The sequence below is a fragment of the Terriglobus saanensis SP1PR4 genome (genome assembly GCF_000179915.2).
GTDB classification, from domain to species: domain Bacteria; phylum Acidobacteriota; class Terriglobia; order Terriglobales; family Acidobacteriaceae; genus Terriglobus; species Terriglobus saanensis.
Map to the genome: position 1 here is coordinate 1,636,755 of NC_014963.1, position 19,648 is coordinate 1,656,402.

Consider the following 19,648-nt stretch of genomic DNA (forward strand, 5'->3'; position numbering starts at 1 on the left):
CATTAAGTCCCCCCTGAACTTCGTACGAAGATTTTCGTTGACATGTACGAAATGGTTCGTATAAGTTTTCCCCTATGACGAGTACACATGAAATTCCAAAGCCGACCGAAGGGGAACTAGAGCTTCTAACGATCCTCTGGGACCTGGAGCAGGCGACCGTGCGCGAGATCTTTGATGCGGTGAATGCACGCAGGCCTGTGGTTTATACCGGCGTGTTGAAGCTGCTGCAGATCATGACGGACAAGGGCCTGGTGAAACGCGATGAACGGGAACGCGCGCATGTTTACCGAGCGGCCATTGCGCGAGAAGAGACGCAGCGGCAGTTTTTGCGCGAGTTGAGCAAGCGCTTTTTCTCTGGAAGTGCGGCCCAACTGGCATTGCATGCGCTGGAGATGGAAGTTTCCAGTGAAGAAGATCTGGATGAGATTCGGAAGCTGTTGCGCCGTAAGAAGTAACGGAGAGTCGAGGCAATAATGAATGCTCTGACATGGATGCGAGATGGGGAGATGGTGGCGCTTGGATGGACGCTGCTGCACTTTTGCTGGCAGGGAACTGCGATTGCCGTGGTGTATGCGCTGGTCGATCGGATGACGTTTCGCGCGGCGGCGAAGGTGCGCTACGGGATCGCCATGGTGGCCCTGGGGCTTATGCCGGTGGCGGCGCTGGTGACCTTTGTCGAACAAGAGCGCCTGGTAGTGCACCTGCCGCGTGGCGGGCAGGAGGTTGTTGCCTCGCAGCTTGGGGCGATTCACAGCACGCTGGTGAAGGAGCTTCCCCAGGCCGCGCCGATGTTGGCGGACAGCGAGCTCTTTCTTGCGGGGAGTGCTGACCGTCTGCTGCCGTGGGTCGATGGTGTCTGGCTTGCCGGGGTGTTGTTGCTGGCGCTGCGTGCTGTGGGCGGATGGTGGCAGCTCGAGCATCTTCGACGACGTGCGGAGGCGCTGGTGCCGACAGAGGTGGAGGCGAGCTTCCTGCGCATCTCACAGCAACTGCGCATGGGGCGCAAGGTCGCGCTGCGGCTCTCCGATGAGCTGATCTCGCCGATGGCGATGGGTGTGTGGAGGGCGACGGTGATTCTGCCGGTCTCTGCAGTGATGCAGCTGGAGCCTGCGCAACTGGAGGCGGTGCTGGCGCACGAGTTGGCACACATACGGCGATGGGACTACCTCTGCAACCTGCTGCAGACGACGGTGGAGTGCCTGCTGTTCTTCCATCCCGCGGTGTGGTGGGTGAGTCGTCGCACACGCGACCTGCGAGAGGTTTGTTGCGACGAGGTGGCCGCGAGGACTTGCGAGAGCCCGGTCGTGTATGCCGAGGCGCTTTTGCAACTGGAAGAGCAGCGCACTGAAAGACTGCAACTGGCGATGGCGCTTGAGGGGCATCGTGGAACTTTATTGATCCGCGTGAGACAGATTCTTGGAGAGGGAATGATCATGGAGCGTAGAACGACGAGCGGTACGCGGGTAGCAATTATTGGGGCAGTGGTGTTGGCGCTGCTTCTTGGGTCGAAGGCGGCAAACGGTCTGAAGGTCATCCATCGTTCTGTGTCTTCTGCCGTTGTCGCACAGCAGGATGTGAGCTCTGTAACTTCTGTTCGTGTGAGTGCGCCTGCGGTGGTGAAGTCCTCTACGGGAGACGCAGATGTCCAAGCAGACACCAGTCCGAATGTAGTGGCGGAGATGGTGGCATCAACCCCGATGCCCGCGCCGACACCTGCACCCATGGCAACTCCGAATCCCGCTCCGACACCGGGCCTGGAGAGCGACGAGGAGACGCCGCAGGGTGGAGCGAACTATCTGCAAAGGATGAAGGATGCGGGCTATCCGCTCGACCTGAACCGGGACCTGGATACGATCATTTCTTTGCGCAATCTTGGCGTGACGCCGGAGTATGCCAAAGGCATGGCGCAGGTTGGGTTAGGCACACCGACGTTGCATGAGTTGACCGGCTTGAAAGCGCAGGGTGTAACACCGGAGTATCTCCAGGGTCTGCGTTCGTCGGGTATTGCTCCCACGAGCTTTCATGAAGCGATCTCCGAGAAGGCTGTGGGTGTGACGCCCGAGTATTCCAGGGAGATCGCGGCGCTCGGCATTGGAACTCCGACGACGCACGATCTTATCAGCCTGAGGGCCCAGGGCATCACGCCGGAATATGTGGCGGAGCTGAAAGCTTCTGGTCTTGTGGCGAGAGACCTTCATGAGCTTGCGGGCATGAAAGCAGTGGGTGTGAACCCCGAATATGCGAAGGCGATGATGGCGACGGGGTATCCCGATATGACGCCGCATGAACTTGTGTCTTTGCGGGCACAGGGTGTTACACCGGAGTATGCGCGATGGGTGAAGCAGAGTTTCCCTAACGCGGACATGCACAGCCTGCGGCAGGGTGGCGTGTTTCATGTGGATGCTGATTTCGTTGCGAAGGCGAAGGCGCATGGATTTACCGATACGAGCTTCGACAAACTGGTGAAGCTGAAGATGACGGGCCTTCTGGACTAAGCAGTCTCTAACCAATCACACAAGGGAGAATCGCGATGAAACGCATGGGTATGGCATTGCTGCTGGTTGGGCTTTCTGGAGTTTCGACGATCGGTTATGGAGAGACTTTGTCTGGTCTTTGCATGGTCTCGTCGGCGCACAACGTCGTTCGCGATCTTGATACTGCCGATCTCCTGCTTCACAGGACCGGATGCGATAACGAAGAGTATCACTGCGGCAATTCGGAAAACTCCAACATCGCGTGGAGCAGATGGAGCGGCGTCTCACCCGAGGCATTAAGGCAGGAGGGGGCGGTGCTTACTGCAGAGATGAAGGGCGAAGCTGGGGCACTGCGCTGCTCAGGAACAGTGCATGAAGGCATTCTCGCCGGGAAGTATGAGTTCACACCGAACGCTGAGTTCGTACAGAAGATGGCGGCGATGGGCTTCGACGAGATCACGACGCGCAAGCAAGAGGGATTTCTGACGCTGGACGTTACTACGGGGTGGGTTCGCCAGGTCAAGGACGCAGGAGTGACTGAACTTTCGACGAACAAGCTGATGGGTCTGCGAGCGCTGCATGTCGATCCGGAGTATATCCGCGCGATGGCCGCCGCCGGTTACCCGGAGTTGCGCGCCAACAAACTTACGGAGATGAAGGCCGTTGGTGTGACGCCAGAGAAGGCAGCGGAGGCAAAGTCGCTCGGCTTCAATCCTTCAGAGCAGGAGTTGATCCAGATGAGCATCTTCAAGATCGACCGGCCCTTTGTTGAACGGATGCGGAGCAAGGGACTCAATGATCTGACGCTTGCGAAGCTGATCAAGGTCAAGATCTTCAAGCTGGAAGAGTGATCGAGTGATTGCGAGGAAAAGATATGAGAACTCCGAGGCGTTGGTTTGTCGCATTGCTTGCACTCGCTGTGACTGCTTCCCTGGCCGAAGCAGCCAAGTCGATCACTGATTCTCGCAAACCGCAGACGGTCGTAAGAGAGAACGCCTATGTGTCCACACAGGGGGAGTGGGGCGTTCACCCGACGGAGAAGCGCCACTCCTCTTTTCTTGTGTATCTTTCGTATGGCCCGCGTTCGTTGTCGGTGGATTGTTCTTCCAGGCGCTGTGTCATTGAGTTTGCGGGCGCGGAAAAGGGTTCCTCTCTTTCGATCGGAGAGCACCCGGCGGCTTAGGTCTGGCGGAAGGATTGCGCAACGATGTGAAGCTTGTGCGGACGGTCTCTCCACGCGGTCATGACGAGGAACCATACGGGCCAGCTGAGTACCCAGTTCGGAAACCAAAAACCGCTGCTACTCCATGTGTGAATGCTCAGCAACGTGATTCCGATGGCCATAGCGAGTGCTGGTTTGAATTTGATCTGTGCGAATCGAAGCCCATGACTTACGCCACAGATCGCGGGAAAGAGAAACAGGACGAGGGAGAAGCGTGACAGGAATGCCACGTGAAATCTGGACATACAGAAGAGGCACGGGATGAACGCAGAGATCGCGCTGACGCTTACCGTTCGTCGTGAGACCGATCCCATGACGAAGCCTCCCGTCCACGACCATCCGATAAGGAGCAGGACATTGCATACGAACAGAGCGAGTCCCGGCCCTACGATGAGTTCTGATGCGTGTTCGACTTTCGATCCTAAGAGGCGTTGACAGGTCTGGCTGACATGGAGTGAGAGGCCTATGAGCAAAAAGCTGCAGGGCACGGCGAGTCCCAGTGAAGTAAGCCAGGGTCGCCAGCTCTTCCATATTTCAAGCTTTCTGCGGACAACGAGACCAAGAACGTCGCGTAGAGCCAGCCCTCCGAATACGCCGGTCTCTTCCAAATCGCCCAGTACCGCTTCGCGCTCGTTATACTCCAACAACTGCGAAAACACTTCGACGCAGGTCTGGACGAGGCTGCTCATGAGAGGCTCCCACCTTTTTCCATGGCCCAACGGGCGTTCATGCTGACGCGCATGACGACATCGTAGAAGTTCTTTGCTGCCAGCTCTCCCGTTTCAGTCACCAGCACCATGCGCTTGGCTCGCCCTCCGCGCTGAGGAGTGGCTTCCCCCATCCAGGTCTTGAGCAGGCCCTTCTTCTCGAGGCGCTCGATCGTGGTGTAAAGTGCGCCAATCGAGCACTTTCGCAGGGTGCTGGCTTCGATTTCTTCGCGAATGGCGGCGCCGTAGGCCTTGTCTCCAAGTCCTGCGGCGGCGGTAATCAGGGCGTATTCAAATTCACCAAGCATGATTTGAATTACATTGTGGTACTAAGCTTAGGGCCTGTCAAGAACTTTGATCTTATGGCATGATCTCCAGAACGTGTTTTACGATCCTGCGCTTTCGGATCGTGGTCCTGGGGCCACGAAGCAGCTTGCAAAGCCGTCAGATTTTGCTTTGCACTCTCTCTTTGCTGCGCGACATCCAATTCCTCAACGTTGGCGAATTCGCGATGGCCGTTCCATTGGGAAGGTTGCTGAAACCCTCCTTGTCACCAGAATCGACCGCATTGCGGCGCGATCCGGGAGAAGTACATGAAGAAGTCTGAAGTCTTTCAGGCATGGGCCATGATTCTGGCCGGACGCGCGCCTTCGCTTTCCATTGAAATTACAAAAGAGTGTCCTTTGCGCTGCCCCGGCTGCTATGCCTTCGACGCGGCGCATCTTGGCGGGACCACGGAATTGCGCCAGCTCTCCGATTTCAAAGGAGATGTGCTGATCGAGAAGATTCTCGCTTTGATCGACGAGCACAAGCCGCTGCATCTCTCGCTGGTGGGGGGCGATCCGTTGGTCCGCTACCGAGAGCTTGAAGCCCTCCTGCCGCAGATCGAGAGCCGTGGTGTGCATACACAGGTTGTGACGAGTGCTTTTCGGATTATTCCGCCTGCGTGGAAGGAGTACAAGAAGCTGAACGTTGTGGTCTCCATCGATGGTCTGCAGCCGGAGCACGATGCGCGGAGAAAGCCTGCGACCTATGAACGCATTTTAAAGAACATCCAGGGCTCAAAGGTTTCGATCCACTGCACGATCACGTCGCAGATCGTGGAGCGGCCGGGTTATCTCGACGAGTTTCTGGCGTTCTGGTGCAGTCGTCCGGAGATTACGAGGGTCTGGTTCAGTTTGTTTACGCCGCAGATGGGCGCTACGGATCTGGAGATTCTTTCGCCTTCGCAGCGTATGCAGGTGATTGCCGAGTTGCGGGAGCTGCGTTTGAAGTATCCGAAGCTCGACATGCCGGAACCTGTGCTGGAAGAGATTGCGTCGCCTCCAAAGAACCCGGAGGAGTGCATCTTTGCGAGGACAACGGAGACGATCTCCGCTGACCTGAAGACGCGGATTGGACCGTGCCAGTTTGGGGGCGAGCCGGATTGCGAGCAGTGTGGATGCCTGGCTTCGATGGGGCTTGCAGCGGTTGGCAATTACAAGTTGGTGGGTCCACTGACTGCAGGACACCTCTTCAAAGCTTCTGACCGTGTGGGGAAAAGATGGAGAAAATTGCGCGGTAGCCTGCAAAGGACGCAAGTTGTTGATCCAGAACCAGTGCCCTTCAAGATCCTGCAAAGCTGATGCAGGTTCGAGGTCGGCAAAGCTCTTCCGATGTAAAGTAGGAGTGTGCAGGTCAAAGTCTCGCGAGAGAACTTTGTTAAACGGGAAGCCGGTGTAACTCCGGCGCTGTCCCGCAGCGGTAATGGGAGCGAAACGTTGCAAGGCGCGAGCCAACGCACTGTCTCAACGAGATGGGAAGCGGCGATGGAGTAGGTTGCCCAGAGTCCGAAGACCGGCCTGCCGCCACCACCATGGAAGCGCTGTGCGCTCACCGTGGGTGCGTTTGAGGATACCGCTCTCGTGGATTGGACCGGTGACCACTGCTGCATCTCCGTGCGATTTCGCAGGGCGGTGTTGCCTGCGCATGGGTGGTTCTTCCGTACTCCAGGAGAGAACCGAGATGGTTGCAGGTGTAGTTTCTTTGTCCCCGACAGTGAAGTTGAAGACAGCAAATTTGGGCTTTCCGCGTATGGGGCGTCAGCGTGAGTTGAAGTTCGCGCTGGAGGGTTTTTGGGCAGGCAAGCGGACAGAGTCCGAACTTCTTGAAGTGGCCTCGAGCTTGCGCGCCGAGCATTGGAAGTCGCAGAAGGCAGCGGGTCTCGACTTCGTTCCCTCGAATGACTTTTCGCTTTACGACCAGGTGCTGGATGCGCTGGTCCTCGTAGGAGCAACTCCGGAGCGCTTTGGCACTGGGCCGGTAACGCTGGAGCGTTATTTTGCCATGGCGCGGAACAGCCGTGAACAGACAGCGATGGAGATGACGAAGTGGTTCGATACGAACTACCACTATCTCGTGCCGGAGTGGTCTGAAGGAATCTCGTTTGAAGTGGATACGACCAAGCTGTTGACCGAGGTGCGCGAGGCACGTGCGCTTGGCATCGAAACGCGTCCGGTGCTTGTTGGACCGTTGACTCTGCTTCTGCTGGGTAAGGGCATTGACGGGGCGTTCGATCCGATGACGTTGTTACCGAAGATCACGTCCGCCTACAGACAGGTACTCGAAGCACTTGCCGCAGAGCGTGTGGAGTGGGTGCAGATCGATGAGCCGATGCTGGTGACCGATCTGGAGACCGGTGTGGCTGAGAGCTATCGCAGCGTCTATGCCGAACTGGCCATGGTGCCGGTGAAGTTGATGCTGACGACGTACTTCGATGCGCTAGGGGACAATCTTTCTCTGGCTGTCGATCTTGGGACGGCTGGCATTCACATTGACGTGGTGCGTGCACCGGAAGAGTTGAAGGCGGTGATCGCGGCGCTGAAGCCGGAACAGGTGTTGAGCGTCGGTTGTGTGGAAGGACGGAACATCTGGCTGAGCGATTTTGCCGTCGCTTCTGCGCAGTTGAATGAAGCTGTGGAGGGTCTTGGAGCGGAGCGTGTTCTTGCTGCTCCTTCCTGCTCTCTGTTGCATGTTCCACATGATCTCGGTAGCGAGATCAAGCTGCCTTCGCGGATCAAGAGCTGGCTACGGTTTGCGACGGAGAAGGTTGCTGAAGTTGTGGCGCTGGGCACGGGCGACGTGGCTGCCGCGCAGGCCAATGCGGCTGCAGTGGCCGATCGTGAGGCGGCGGAGACGACCACCAATGCGAAGGTTCGTGCGGCGCTGGCTGAGCTCCAGGCGACCGACTTCGCGCGCGCTTCGGCCTATACCCAGAGGGCGATTGTGCAGAGGGAAGAGCTTGGGCTTCCGTTGCTGCCGACGACGACGATAGGGTCGTTCCCGCAGACGGCGGAGGTGCGTAAGCATCGCGCGGCACGGAAGAAAGGTCATGAGACTGCGGATGAGTATGAAGCGTTCCTAAAGAAGGCGATTACAGAGTGTGTCCGCGAGCAGGAGCGCATTGGGCTGGATGTCCTGGTGCACGGTGAGTTCGAGCGCAACGACATGGTGGAGTACTTTGCCGAGTTCCTGGATGGCTTTGCGTTCACGGAGAACGGCTGGGTGCAGAGCTACGGATCGCGCTGCGTCAAGCCGCCTGTGATCTATGGCGATGTGTCCCGTCCGACGCCGATGACGTTGAAGTGGACGAGCTATGCTCGTTCGCTAACGACGCGTCCCATGAAGGGCATGTTGACGGGGCCGATCACGGTCTTGCAGTGGTCCTTTGTTCGGAACGATATTCCGCGGCAGCAGACGGCGTGGCAGATTGCGCTTGCGTTGCGGGACGAGGTGACGGACCTGGAGGGCATCGGCATCCGCATCATCCAGGTGGATGAGCCTGCGTTGCGTGAGGGGCTTCCTCTGCGTCGAGCGGATTGGGCTGCGTACCTCGACTGGGCGGTGAAGGCGTTCAAGCTGGCGACTTCTTCCGTTGCCGATGAGACGCAGATCCATACACACATGTGCTACTGCGAGTTCGACGACATCCTGCCTGCCATTGCAGCGTTGGATGCGGACGTGATCTCGATGGAGACGGCGCGTTCGCGTATGGAGCTGCTGGAGGCCTTCCGTGCGCACGCGTATCCGAACGAGATCGGACCGGGCGTGTATGACATCCATTCGCCGCGCGTTCCTTCCGTCGGCGAGATGAGCGAGTTGTTGACGCTGGCGTTGGAGGTCCTGAAGCCTGAGCAGATCTGGGTGAATCCAGATTGCGGGTTGAAGACGCGCGGTTGGCCGGAGACGGTGGAGGCCCTGGAGAACATGGTCAAAGCTGCTGGCGAGCTGCGGTTGACGTTGAACGCGTAGTCTGCTGGTGAGGTCTACGGGTGATGGAAGCCCGTAGACCTCACTTGCCTCCGAATATTTTGGCTTGACGCGGTCAGCGATGTCGAGCAGTCTTACTGTGATTGCAGGGATCTTATCCTGCGATCCAGGAGACACGATGAGCGCTTCCGGCCCTTCGATGGAACAGATCAAAAGCTCTATGCGCGCGACCTGGATGGCCGGTGATTTCGGCGTCGTGGCGAAGACGATCTCCGGAGGTGCTGAGGCCTTTGTCCATCGCCTGGCTCTGCCGCCGGAATCCCGCGTTCTGGATGTGGCCTGCGGGACGGGGAATCTTGCCATTCCGCTTGCGCGGCAGGGATGCGTAGTGACGGGAGTGGACATCGCTCCTAATCTTCTTGTGCAGGCAAGGGAACGCGCGGCTGCCGAGGGTTTGACCGTGAGCTTCGATGAAGGGGATGCCGAAGAGCTTCCCTACGACGATGAAACCTTCGACGCGGTGGTTACGATGTTTGGCGCCATGTTCGCGCCTCGACCGGAGGTGGTTACAGCGGAGCTTGCGCGTGTTCTTAAGCCGGGTGGGCTGCTCGCTATGGCGAATTGGAATCCCGCAGGTTTTTCCGGACAGATGTTCAAGGTGGGTAGCCTGCATGCGCCGCCGCCACCTGGCATCGCACCTCCTGTTTTATGGGGAGACGAGACGACTGTTCTCAGGCGTCTCGCAGGTCCCTTCACAGAGATCGAAACGAAGTTGATTCCTATTGAGTTCGATCTACCGATGAACCCTGCAGGGACGGTTGCCTTTTTCCGCAAGTACTTCGGACCCACCCAGATGGCCTTTGGTCGCCTGGATGAAACCGGGCAGGCGGCCTTGGCGGCAGAGCTAGAGGCGCTTTGGGCGGGTGCCAACGTCGCCTCCGATCCGGAGAGTCATACGCTTATCCATAACCAATACCTGCAGGTTACGGCGAAACGTAATCCTTCTTCCTGAGACCCTGTTAGTTGATCGTCAGGGTGGTGGTCGTGGTTGCCGTGATAGTACTGGTTGCGCTATCCGTTCCTGTGATGGTCAGGGTATACGAACCCTTGGTCGCGTTCGTTGTTGCGGTCGTGGTGCTGTTGGAACCCGAGGAACCGCATCCACTGATGCCAAAGCCGATGGCCGTGACAAGCGAGAGTACGACGTAGAGGCGAAGCTTACGCGAGCGCCAGCCGAAAAGACCCAGGCAGAGCATACCCGCGACGGCTATGTCCGCTTTATTGGAGGGAGATGCAGGAAGGCTGTTGCTTTCCAGTCGGGATACACCGGTGGAGGTGATCTTCCGCATGCCGCTTCCGCTGACGGACGAAACCGTGGCACAGGCGGTGGAGCTGGTGTAGATCGTCAGTGCGCTTGTGACTGCTGTTGTGCTCGTGATGGCCGCGTTGTTCAGCGTGTAGCAGGCGTTCGAGAGGGAACCGCTGACGGTCACGTTGAAGGCAACCGTGCCCGTGTAGCCTCCAGCTGGTGTCACCGTGACGGTGGAAGTGCCGGAGTTTCCGGCAGTTAGGTTGACTGCGGTTGCGCCGAGCGTAAAGCTGCCGGTGCCAGAGCCAGCTGCGCCTACCGTGACCGTGGCAGTACCGGTCGACGCGGCGTAGATGGCGCTGCCGGAGTAGACGGCCTTGATGACATGTGCGCCAGCTATCGTCGAGGAGAAGGTATAAGTTGCCGTACCAGCGGTGCTCAGAGCAAGTGTTTTGGTCGTTGTGGTTCCGTCGACTGTGATGGTCAGAGTTCCAGCGGGTACGGTGGTTACAGTCGACGATCCCGAAGCGACGGTAATCGTGATGACGTCGCTTACACCAGAGGCGACGGTGTTAGAGGCCGCCGAGACCGTGGTGGTGGTGGCTGCCAGGGTGGCGGTCGCGGCGTTGGTGGGCCAGAGGGTCAGCAGGTTGTAGAGATCGATGGAACCAAGTCCTGTGGCCTGATCGTACCCGGTGGTTGCGGCGTAGGCCGACGCGCCTGCCGTGGAGCAGGTGCCGGCCGTGCAGGCGTTCGTACCTACCGTGATGTCGTGGAATGCTGAAGCGTAGTTTGCAGCGTTCGAGGCCAGTGTGTAGAGCGTGGGGTCGATGTTGCCCTGGCCGGTAGAGTTCAGCTTCTGATTAATGATAGCCAGCATGCCCGCGAAGACGGGAGCAGCGAAGCTAGTTCCTCCGGCAACGGTGAGATAGACGCTATTTGCGTCACGGAAACCATTCGAGCAACTGCCGGTAATGCCGACGGTCGTATCGCTGGAGCAGTACAGGTAACCGGCGTTTGAGGCTGAAGAGGTAAGCGAGATATCGGGGACGAGACGGAAGTTGCCGGAGGGGATGCCAGTCACTCCTGTCTGCCACGTGGGGCGCGGGGCCATGGAACTGACGCCACCGCCGCCGGAGCTCAGGCCGTTGGCGGCAGAGTCGTCATTCCAGACCATTTCCGGCATGTAGGAAAGAGCGGAGCTGATGACATCGCTTCCGCTTGCGGCCTGCCAGTACGTGGTGTTGGTGGTCGCAACGGCAGCTGCCGTGAACTCCGTTCCGCCGAGTGCGGTGACGTACTGGCTGCTGGCCGGAAAACTGACGACGAGGGCCTGCCGCTGTGCGGTCGTGAGCGTGGTCGCGTCGTTGCAGCTCGTCGAACCGTCGTCTCCCGAAGAGACGATGACGGTCTGACCCTGTGCGGCGGCCTGCTCCAGAACGCCGTTGTAGGAAGAGAAGTTGCTCGCACTCAACTCTGTCTCGCAGAGACCATAGCTCACGCTGAGAATTGTTGCAAGCTGTGTATCGACCGCGTAAGCGATGGAGTCGAATACGCCATTGTTCGAGCTGCTGCCGGTGTAGACGAAGAAAATCGTTGCGCCCTTGGCGATGCCTCCCGAGTATTCCAGGTCAAGGTCGGATTCAGATTCATCGCCGGTGTAGACGGTAGAGCTTCCCGTGTTGGGAACGAGGGTGAGTGTGGGGTCTTTGATCGGCAGCCCGGCTGCCGTCTGGAACTTCTCAATGTCGGAAACTACGACCGCGGACTGACCCATAATCGCAATCGACTGGCCCGTGCCGGTATAGCCTGCGTTGTAAGCGGCTTTTACGTCGTAGATCGTGGTGATATCTCCGGGTGTGAGGTAGTGGCTCGAAGTCTGGCTGGAGGTAAAGTTGGGCGAAGCCACAGCCTGCGAGTGATTTAGACGAACATGCGGCCGAGCACGAAAGTTCGACAGATTTGCGACGTCCTTTACGATGCCGGAGAGAGCCGTGGGAATGCTGATGTCCGCCGAAGGCGCGTAACGTTTCTCACCGTCCGATTTGTAGTAACGCAAAGGAGAGAAGGCAGACGCCACCTGCTGGGCTTCGCCCGAGAAGACGATGCGGTCTTTGCTACGGGAAACCCTGTCGACCGTGAAGCCCTGTGCTTGCAACCAGGCTGTTGTCTTCGCGATGTCGGCGTCGGTGACTCCGAAGCGAGCGGCGAACTGATCCACTGTCAGCCACTGGTGGTATATCGGAGAGGTCGGATCCTGCTGCGCAGCGAGGAGTGCCTGGAGGTCTGCTTCCTGTGCTGTGGTGCGACTGAAGATCAGCGTCATGCCCTCGAGTTTGGTTCCTGCGGGAACGGCTCCGGCATCGTCGGCTGCGAGCGCATGGGGGGAACGCGATCCGGCGATCGGGGTACGCTGCTCATTGCTGATTTCCGCAGTAATGCGCGCGACAGGCTTCTGCGCCAAGGCGGACAGGGAGCCAAATCCCAGGAAGAATGTGCAAAAGAGTGAGGGGATGACGTTGCGCAGAGTCGTGCCGTATCGCATACTTTATGCCTTCTGTACTTGTTCCTCTTGTATCGGCAAATGCCGGTTGGGAAGAGGAGCTAAAAAGTTTTATCTTCGAGAGTTAGGACGAGCTTTTTTGTTGGCGGTGTACATAGACTACCGCCAATAAGCGTCATCGGTGGCAGTCACAAGGTGGTTGAGCGCCAACGCGTTAGCGTAGGCGTACGAGAGTGCAGTGTTATCGAAGATGACCCAGGTGTTTTTGTGCGCCTTGATCTTTTCCGCCAGCTCAGCGAGAAACTCGGGTTCGTAATTGGAGTAGTACGTTCGCGGAGAGCCATGGAGACGAAAGTATCTCAGCGTAACGTCACCTCCGGGAATGGCTGCTTTGGGGGATGCCTTGGCCGGATCGGCTGCCACACGGGCGACTGCGTACTGCCGGAGGAGTACATCGGTTTCTTCGGTAAACCATGTGGCGTGGCGTGGCTCAAGGCGGTTTCCCCTTTGTAGAGCGCACGAAGCGTGGTGAAGAAGTCCTCGGCGAGCGTGGCATCGAAGGCAAGCGAGGGCGGTAGTTGAAAGAGAATGGGCCCCTGTTTGTGTTCGATGGGTTTGATCTGGTCAAAAAAGCCGTGAAGTAAAGTTTTGGCTTCGCGGAGTTTTGCCTCATGCGTGATGGCCTTGGGCGCTTTGATCGAGAAGCGAAAGTGCGCAGGTGTCTCCGCAGCCCACTTTGCCCAGGTGGTGGCACGATGGGGACGGTAGAAGGTGGAGTTGATCTCCGCGCAATTGAGCGTGCGAGCGTAGTGGTAGAGGTGGGTGCCTTCTGCTTTTGGCTTTGCGGGGAGCGACCAGCCTGCGGTCCCGATGCGATTCATCCCTGTTGGATGCATTCTCATCGGTTCTATGCGTTCCCGTGCTAGACTTTCGCGCATGCCACTCATACTTCTTCTTGTCATTCTCGTGCTTCTCTTCGGCGGCGGTGGTTATTACATGGGTCCTGGCGTCGGCTACTACGGCGGTGGCGGACTCAGCCTCGTGCTGCTCATCGTGATTCTTTACCTGCTCTTCGGTAGAGGACGCGGACGCATCTAGCGAAACCAGGTTTCCGCTCGTTTGAACACAGTCCCGCGACGGTGCGGGACTGTGTTCGCGGTTAAGGCTGTAGTTTGATTTTTTAGGATGAGGGGTCAAGAGGATGCGCTGGTCACGACGCGATGTATTGAAACAGGCCGGAATGATCTCGGTGGCCGGAACCGTTGGCACTGCTGTGCCGGATGCAATGTTGGGCGAGACGAAGAAAACTTCTTCGACGAAGGCGGGTCAGGTCCTGACGTCGCAGCAGGTGCCCCATACAGACGGCGATTTTCACGACAATCTCTTTACGAGGTTGGGGATTCGGCCACTCATCAACTGTCGAGGCACGATTACGGCAATCAGTGGATCCACTTCGCTGCCCGAGGTGAAGCAGGCGATGTACAACGCGTCGCTGTACCACGTCCGCATGGATGAAATGATGCTGGCTGTGGGTGCGGAGCTGGGTAAACTGTGCGGAGCGGAGTGGGGTATTGCGACGACCGGAACAGCCGCGGCAACCTGTCTTGCAACCGTGGCCTGCATCGCCGGAACAGATGTAGAGAAGAGCCAGGCTCTTCCGTACATCAAGAAGAAAGACCAGGTGGTGATCCCGAAGACCTCGCGCAATCCGTATGACATTGGGGTGCGTATGTGTGGAGTGGAGATGGTGGAGTTCTCGACTCCGGAGGAGCTCCGCGCAAAGATTAGCGAGCGCACCGCCATGCTCTATATTTTGGCGAATCCTCGTTACGACGACACACCGATGAGCACGAAAAATCTTGCGGCCATCTGCAAAGAGAAGGGCATCCCGGTATTTGTGGACGCGGCGGCGACGGAGCCAAATACACCGAATCCTCATCTTGTGGCCGGAGCGGACCTGGTGGCTTACTCCGGTGGCAAATGCATGCGTGGACCTCAGTCCGCAGGGCTTTTGATTGGCAATAAGGGTCTCTGCCAGGCTGCCTATTTTCAAGGCGCACCGCATCACAACTACGGCCGCGCGATGAAGTGCAGCAAGGAAGAGACGATGGGGCTGCTGGCCGCCGTACGTGCGTGGCACACGCGAGATCATACGGCGGAACAGGCGATGTGGCTCGGTTGGATGCAGTCGATTGCGGACCGCATGACGGGTCTTCCTTCGGTGAAGGCAACCGTGTTGCCGTCGGCTCCAGAGGGCTCGATCGATCGCAGTCCGGGCGTGCGGATTACGTGGGATGCAAGTGTCGTCGGAATTACCGGGACCGAGCTTGCGAAGTTGCTTGATGAAGCACCGACGCGAATCGTGATGGGTGGAACGGGCGTTCGTCCGGACACAATGATGAGTTCGGTGACGATCTATGGATACATCATGACGCCAGCCGAGGTGAAGATTGTGGCCGATGCGATCTATGCAGCGCTGAGCCATCCTCCGCACTATGCGGATCCCGTTATACCCACGGGGACTTCGGCTTCAGTGCAAGGGAACTGGGCTGTGACGATTCATTATCTGCGCGGCACAGGCGAACAGCGCTTTGTGCTGAAGCAGGAAGGAAATGTCGTAACCGGCGATCATCATGGCGAACTGTACAACGCCACGTTCCACGGTGCGGTTCATGCCGACCAGATCGCGATGACGAGCGTGTTGCCTGTGGTGGGTTATCCACTGACGTGCCACTTTAAGGGCGTGGTACAAGGCAGCAGCATGTCGGGAACGCTGGCAATGGGGGAGTATGGTGAAGCTACCTGGGAAGCAGTGCGCAGCTAAAGCCTGACCGGGACGTTTGTTTAGAGAGCGTGTAATCACGTTTGTGCCGCCCGTCGTCTACTTAGTTACAGCTCATCTTGTGTCGTGTTGCATGGCGTCCGCCCGGTGCAGAGGCTGCTCTGTTTCAAGAGTGGAGATTTCCAGGTGTTTTTTCTGAAAATTGTCGCCAGCATGGCGTTAATATCCACACCTATACTGTGGGCGCAAGCGGCGTATACGGCTGGTCGTGTGGGAGATCTGCAGGTCGGCGCGGAGTTTGTCCTGGGCCAATCGAAGTATCTTCCGGTTCAGACCGTGTCGGGTTCGTTCATCGATCCCGTGGTTCTATCGCAGAAGGTGGATCTGAAGGGATTCGGTGGATACGCGACCTTCGATTGGCGTGAGCACTACGGAGTGGAACTCAATATCCGACACGCCAAGGGCAAACAAGACGACGGCCAATCCGAGAACACGGTTGAGTTCGGTGGGCGATATGTTGTTGTGCGCAAGTACAGGATGGCTCCTTACGCGAAGGCGATGATCGGGCGTGGGGTTTACAACTACCCTGATGGCGCTGGTTCGCTTGCGTTCAATTTATATGCCCTGGGGGTGGGCGTGGACTACCACGCGACCAGCTACATCAACGTGCGCGCAGAGTACGAGTATCAAAGCTGGCTGAACGTCCCGATCCAGAACCCTCAGCCGCAGTTGATTTCCATCGGCGTGGCGTATCGCTTTCATTAATTCAAGCGACCTGCGTAGCCTTCGCCTCCAGCCACTCGTAGTCGCGTGCCCTCTATAAGTAGGTCGGTGCTTTTCTAAAAGCGAAGACGTGTGCGGCATCCGTTTTTCGATAGTTATGCGATATATGTCATCCGCATAAAATTCTGTAGCCCATTTTGGGTCTGATGCGGGTATAAGTGCAATCTTTTTAAAGGCGTGAGGACGTATTTTAGTCATGTCCCAGGCGGCAGCTAAAATTCGAAGCGCCAGCTGCGAATTTAGTTAAACCCTTAGATTTTATTGAAATCAAGCTGCTCATTCTGACCTATTGATCCTAAGTTCCTATCAAAAGTTGCGATTGATCCCGTCCTACTTGACTGCATTTAAAAGGATGCGCAACGACCGTACGGGTCGGGATAGAAGTGCATGTTCGGGAATAAAACTGCTGGCGGCGCATCTTTACATGCAGAAATCCCGCTCTTCTTCTCGCTTCTCTAAGCATTACTTACTCATGCATATTCAAAAGGAGATACTTCTGTGATCGTAGACGATAAATTAGTTCGCTCTGGCTGCGGCAAGAGTCACAACCGGAGATGGCTCACGGCATTTTTCGTACTATGCACCCTTGCGTTGTTGACCGGCAAGGCGGCCTATGCGGATCCAGACTTCAATCAGGTGGCGGGAGGTACAAGCTCCGATTCACCGGCTCTGACGTTTCTGAATGGCGTTCCTGTAATGATGGCTCGCGCCAATGATGCGTCGAACGCGATGTGGTACTCCATCAACAGGGGCTCCTGGATTAAGGTTCCGAGTGGGACGACCCTGGCCGCTCCAGCGCTCGTCACGTTTCAATCAAATGTTATAGCTGTATCGGCTGGAACAGACGGAAACTATTATTCCATGGTGATGAGCAATGCTTCGGAAGCTCCTTCGAGCTGGGCATTTAACGCAACCTGGACGGTCGTTCCAGGAATATCAGGTCGGGCGAGAACGAATTTGCGTCCAGCCGTGGCAGCCACAACAAGTAACTCGATCTTCATCTTCGCTACTTATAACGACGAAACCATTAACTTCTCATCGGCGCACCAGATCAATTCCAATGGAAGCATCGATTGGGGTTCTTTTAATGTGGTCCCTGGCGGTGGATTTACCACCTCCAGCGTAAGCGCTGCTGTCTCAAACGGTATTCTCGTCGTATTTCAAACCGGCACCGACCATCATTTATACGTTCAAAGCTTTAGTGTAGGTGGCGACTTTTGGCAAAATCTTTGGATCGACATTAGTTTCTCTCTTACCCAAAACCTGTCCTTCAGTACCTCCGTCGCCTCTATCGGTTCCGATGAAGACTTAGTTGGAAACTTCGCAGTCTGTGGTGTAGACGGAAACGTGCTAAGAATAGATTGCACTTCTGTTACTGCATTTCTTGATTCGGACGGCAAAACCTTCTCGTATGTATTAGGTACCCCATCGGTATTGAATGTGCCTGGCGTTCCCCAGATAATGCATCCGCCCACCGTGGCATCCGATGCGAATAACTTGATTGCAATAGCAGCCACCTTCAGTAGTCCCACAAATGCTCAACCCAGCGTCTGGCTGAGTGAGGTTAAGAGCTTGTCCGCACTTGTAACTCCCGGACAATAGGGCTGAAGCGATCTCTGTGTTTCTCCACGCGGAGATCGCTTTTCCCCAGCGCGATTTGCCTAATTCAATTGAATCGCCGCTACAAGAGCTATGTACTGGAAAAAATCCTTGGCTAAAAGGGTAGATTCTCACGGGTGATTTTCAACTTGTCCAGGTTACCGAGCGGGGAGAGTTTCCTGGGGCAGGAGCTCGTTGGCGATGCACTGCATCCTCGCCGAAGTGACGGCGTGGATCTGCTCAACTACCTCGTCTACAGAGGCGAAGCGACAGAAGTTTATCTGCGGAGAGCTCACACCCTTTCTTATTGATTAAGCAACCTGCGTAGCCTTCGCCTCCAGCCACTCGTAGTCGTACGCTTCCTGATGCACCACGGGGACTTCTAAGAAGTTTTCTTCCAGCGGAGGCGACTGTACCTGCCATTCGAGACCTGTTGCTTGCCAGGGGTTGGCGCCAGCGATGGCTCCGTACTTCAAGGACCAGAGAAAGTACAGGACGGGCATGATGTAGCCCACGCCAAGAATCGATGCGCCTGCTGTGGAGATCACATTGAGCACCTGAAATTCGGGTGGGTAGGAGTGATAGCGGCGGGGCATGCCCAGGAAGCCAAGCGCGAACTGCGGCAAAAAGGTCAGGACGAAGCCGATGAAGGTTGTGACCGCTGCGAAGCGCGAGATGGTCTCCGGATACATACGGCCGGTCATCTTGGGCCACCAGAAGTGCAGGCCCGCGAGGAAAGCCATCAGCATGCCTCCGACCATGACGAAGTGAAAGTGGGCCACGAGAAAGTAGGTTTCCGTGAGTTGGATGTCCATGCCCATGGAGCCGAGAAAAACTCCGGTGAGACCGCCGATGGTGAAGAGTCCCATGAAGCCGAAGGCGTAGAGCATGGGTGTTTCAAAGGTGATGGATCCCTTTTGCAATGTGAAGAGCCAATTGAAGATCTTAATGGCCGAAGGGACCGCCACCACCATCGTAAGCAAGCTGAAGATCAGGGCAGAGTAGTTGGAGACGCCCATGATGAACATGTGGTGTTCCCAGACGAAGAAGCCGAAGAGAGCGATGGCGACTGAAGAAAAGGCAACAGCCGTGTAGCCGAAGATCCGTTTGCGACTGAAGGTGCTGATGACCTCCGAGATGATGCCCATGCCGGGGAGAATCATCACGTAGACCGCAGGGTGTGAGTAGAACCAGAAAAGGTGTTCGAAGAGCAGTGGATCGCCGCCCTTTGTGGAGTCGAAGACGCCGATACCGAAGAGCCTCTCAAGCGCAACCAGGGCCAGAGAGACGGCCAGTACAGGCGTGCCCAGCACCATGATGATCGAGGCTGCGTAGTTCGCCCAGATGAAAAGCGGCAGGCGAAACCAAGTCATGCCCGGCGCGCGCATACGGTGGATCGTGGCGATGAAGTTGATGCCCGTGAGGATCGACGAAAATCCTGCGATGAAGATGCCCGACGCCGTGGTGACGACGTTAGTGTTCAGGTAGTGCGTCGAGAGCGGCGTGAGAAAAGTCCAGCCTGTATCGACGCCGCCTGTCGCCATGGCGATGAGCGTGAGCAGACCGCCGATCAGATAGAGATACCAGCTCAGGAGATTGAGGCGCGGAAAGGCGAGGTCACGCGCGCCGATCATTAGGGGGACGAGGAAGTTTCCCAGGGTCGCAGGCACGGAAGGCACCAGAAAGAGAAAGACCATGATAATGCCGTGCATGGAGAAGAGTTTGTTGTAGGTGTCGGAGGAGACCAGGTCTCCATTCGGCGTGAGCAGCTCCATGCGGATGAGGCCTGCGAAGATGCCGCCGAGGAGAAAGAAGAAGCTCAGCGAGATGAGGTAAAGAATCGCGATGCGCTTGTGATCCTTGGTGAGGATCCAGCCGAGGAAGCCCTTTTCTGTGAGGTAGCTTTTCCGCGGAAGACGCGCGGTTTCTTTGGGTGGAAGACGGAGAATGGTTTCGCCCACGGAATGCTCCTTTGGCCCCGGAATGGGAGCCGTAGTTGCAGCGTAGGTTTTTTCATGCGC

Annotated in this window: 16 protein-coding genes, 1 pseudogene and 1 riboswitch; of the genes and pseudogenes, 11 read left to right on the forward strand and 6 right to left on the reverse strand. The window is 57.1% G+C overall.

The genetic code is table 11. The features are described from left to right. Nucleotides 1-74 precede the first annotated feature (74 nt). Genes ACIPR4_RS06845 through ACIPR4_RS06860 form a run of 4 tightly spaced genes read left to right on the forward strand, consistent with a single transcriptional unit; the run spans nucleotide 75 to nucleotide 3,657 of the window. Complete coding sequence (locus ACIPR4_RS06845; RefSeq protein ID WP_013567925.1) at nucleotides 75-455, forward strand: BlaI/MecI/CopY family transcriptional regulator; 381 nt, start codon at nucleotides 75-77, stop codon at nucleotides 453-455. Between the two features lie 18 nt (nucleotides 456-473). Then, nucleotides 474-2,495, forward strand: coding sequence for a M56 family metallopeptidase (locus ACIPR4_RS06850; RefSeq protein WP_013567926.1), 2,022 nt, complete (start codon nucleotides 474-476; stop codon nucleotides 2,493-2,495). A 35-nt stretch (nucleotides 2,496-2,530) separates the two neighbouring features. Further along, nucleotides 2,531-3,325, forward strand: coding sequence for a hypothetical protein (locus ACIPR4_RS06855; protein ID WP_013567927.1), 795 nt, complete (start codon nucleotides 2,531-2,533; stop codon nucleotides 3,323-3,325). A 23-nt stretch (nucleotides 3,326-3,348) separates the two neighbouring features. Then, nucleotides 3,349-3,657, forward strand: a complete 309-nt coding sequence (locus ACIPR4_RS06860) for a hypothetical protein (RefSeq protein ID WP_013567928.1) — start codon at nucleotides 3,349-3,351, stop codon at nucleotides 3,655-3,657. Here the strand turns inward: ACIPR4_RS06860 and ACIPR4_RS06865 are convergent. After that, nucleotides 3,654-4,385, reverse strand: a complete 732-nt coding sequence (locus ACIPR4_RS06865) for a hypothetical protein (RefSeq protein WP_013567929.1) — start codon at nucleotides 4,383-4,385, stop codon at nucleotides 3,654-3,656. The two genes, ACIPR4_RS06860 and ACIPR4_RS06865, sit on opposite strands and share 4 nt — an antisense overlap. Continuing rightward, nucleotides 4,382-4,711, reverse strand: a complete 330-nt coding sequence (locus tag ACIPR4_RS06870; protein ID WP_013567930.1) for a PadR family transcriptional regulator — start codon at nucleotides 4,709-4,711, stop codon at nucleotides 4,382-4,384. Before ACIPR4_RS06870 ends, ACIPR4_RS06865 begins: the two co-directional genes overlap by 4 nt. A 285-nt stretch (nucleotides 4,712-4,996) precedes the next feature. On the opposite strand from ACIPR4_RS06870, the gene ACIPR4_RS06875 reads away from it, so the two are divergent. The 3 genes from ACIPR4_RS06875 to ACIPR4_RS06885 all read left to right on the forward strand — a co-directional run bounded on the left by ACIPR4_RS06875 (nucleotide 4,997) and on the right by ACIPR4_RS06885 (nucleotide 9,663). Beyond that, nucleotides 4,997-6,028, forward strand: coding sequence for a radical SAM protein (locus ACIPR4_RS06875; RefSeq protein ID WP_013567931.1), 1,032 nt, complete (start codon nucleotides 4,997-4,999; stop codon nucleotides 6,026-6,028). A gap of 32 nt (nucleotides 6,029-6,060) precedes the next feature. Next, nucleotides 6,061-6,262: riboswitch (cobalamin riboswitch) on the forward strand. 145 nt (nucleotides 6,263-6,407) lie between these two features. After that, nucleotides 6,408-8,693 (forward strand): 5-methyltetrahydropteroyltriglutamate--homocysteine S-methyltransferase, encoded by a 2,286-nt coding sequence (gene metE / locus ACIPR4_RS06880; protein WP_013567932.1) that lies wholly within the window; start codon nucleotides 6,408-6,410, stop codon nucleotides 8,691-8,693. A gap of 136 nt (nucleotides 8,694-8,829) precedes the next feature. After that, nucleotides 8,830-9,663: a class I SAM-dependent methyltransferase gene (locus tag ACIPR4_RS06885; protein ID WP_013567933.1), complete on the forward strand. Its 834-nt coding sequence runs from the start codon at nucleotides 8,830-8,832 to the stop codon at nucleotides 9,661-9,663. A gap of 7 nt (nucleotides 9,664-9,670) precedes the next feature. Here ACIPR4_RS06885 and ACIPR4_RS06890 read toward each other — a convergent pair whose 3' ends face one another. The 3 genes and pseudogenes from ACIPR4_RS06890 to ACIPR4_RS06895 all read right to left on the reverse strand — a co-directional run bounded on the left by ACIPR4_RS06890 (nucleotide 9,671) and on the right by ACIPR4_RS06895 (nucleotide 13,425). Then, nucleotides 9,671-12,505, reverse strand: coding sequence for a protease pro-enzyme activation domain-containing protein (locus tag ACIPR4_RS06890; protein ID WP_013567934.1), 2,835 nt, complete (start codon nucleotides 12,503-12,505; stop codon nucleotides 9,671-9,673). Nucleotides 12,506-12,622: 117 nt separating this feature from the next. Next, nucleotides 12,623-12,904, reverse strand: a pseudogene (locus ACIPR4_RS23290) (DUF72 domain-containing protein); the annotation flags it as partial. Then, nucleotides 12,823-13,425, reverse strand: coding sequence for a DUF72 domain-containing protein (locus tag ACIPR4_RS06895; RefSeq protein ID WP_342612430.1), 603 nt, complete (start codon nucleotides 13,423-13,425; stop codon nucleotides 12,823-12,825). The gene ACIPR4_RS06895 and the pseudogene ACIPR4_RS23290, both read right to left, overlap by 82 nt. Here ACIPR4_RS06895 and ACIPR4_RS22355 point away from each other — a divergent pair. The 4 genes from ACIPR4_RS22355 to ACIPR4_RS06910 all read left to right on the forward strand — a co-directional run bounded on the left by ACIPR4_RS22355 (nucleotide 13,400) and on the right by ACIPR4_RS06910 (nucleotide 17,630). Next, on the forward strand, nucleotides 13,400-13,561 hold the full coding sequence (locus ACIPR4_RS22355) for a DUF3309 family protein (protein WP_013567935.1): 162 nt from the start codon (nucleotides 13,400-13,402) through the stop codon (nucleotides 13,559-13,561). The genes ACIPR4_RS06895 and ACIPR4_RS22355 overlap by 26 nt on opposite strands. Before the next feature lie 103 nt (nucleotides 13,562-13,664). After that, nucleotides 13,665-15,287: an aminotransferase class V-fold PLP-dependent enzyme gene (locus ACIPR4_RS06900; RefSeq protein ID WP_013567936.1), complete on the forward strand. Its 1,623-nt coding sequence runs from the start codon at nucleotides 13,665-13,667 to the stop codon at nucleotides 15,285-15,287. 144 nt (nucleotides 15,288-15,431) lie between these two features. After that, nucleotides 15,432-16,010 carry an outer membrane beta-barrel protein gene (locus tag ACIPR4_RS06905; protein ID WP_013567937.1) on the forward strand — a complete coding sequence of 193 codons (579 nt, stop codon included), beginning with the start codon at nucleotides 15,432-15,434 and terminating at the stop codon, nucleotides 16,008-16,010. Nucleotides 16,011-16,526: 516 nt separating this feature from the next. Then, the gene (locus ACIPR4_RS06910) at nucleotides 16,527-17,630 is read left to right on the forward strand and encodes a PLL family lectin (protein WP_013567938.1); all 1,104 of its coding nucleotides are present in this window, start codon (nucleotides 16,527-16,529) and stop codon (nucleotides 17,628-17,630) included. Between the two features lie 308 nt (nucleotides 17,631-17,938). Here the strand turns inward: ACIPR4_RS06910 and ACIPR4_RS06915 are convergent, their stop codons facing one another. After that, complete coding sequence (locus tag ACIPR4_RS06915; protein ID WP_013567940.1) at nucleotides 17,939-19,588, reverse strand: cytochrome c oxidase subunit I; 1,650 nt, start codon at nucleotides 19,586-19,588, stop codon at nucleotides 17,939-17,941. Nucleotides 19,589-19,648: the final 60 nt, after the last annotated feature.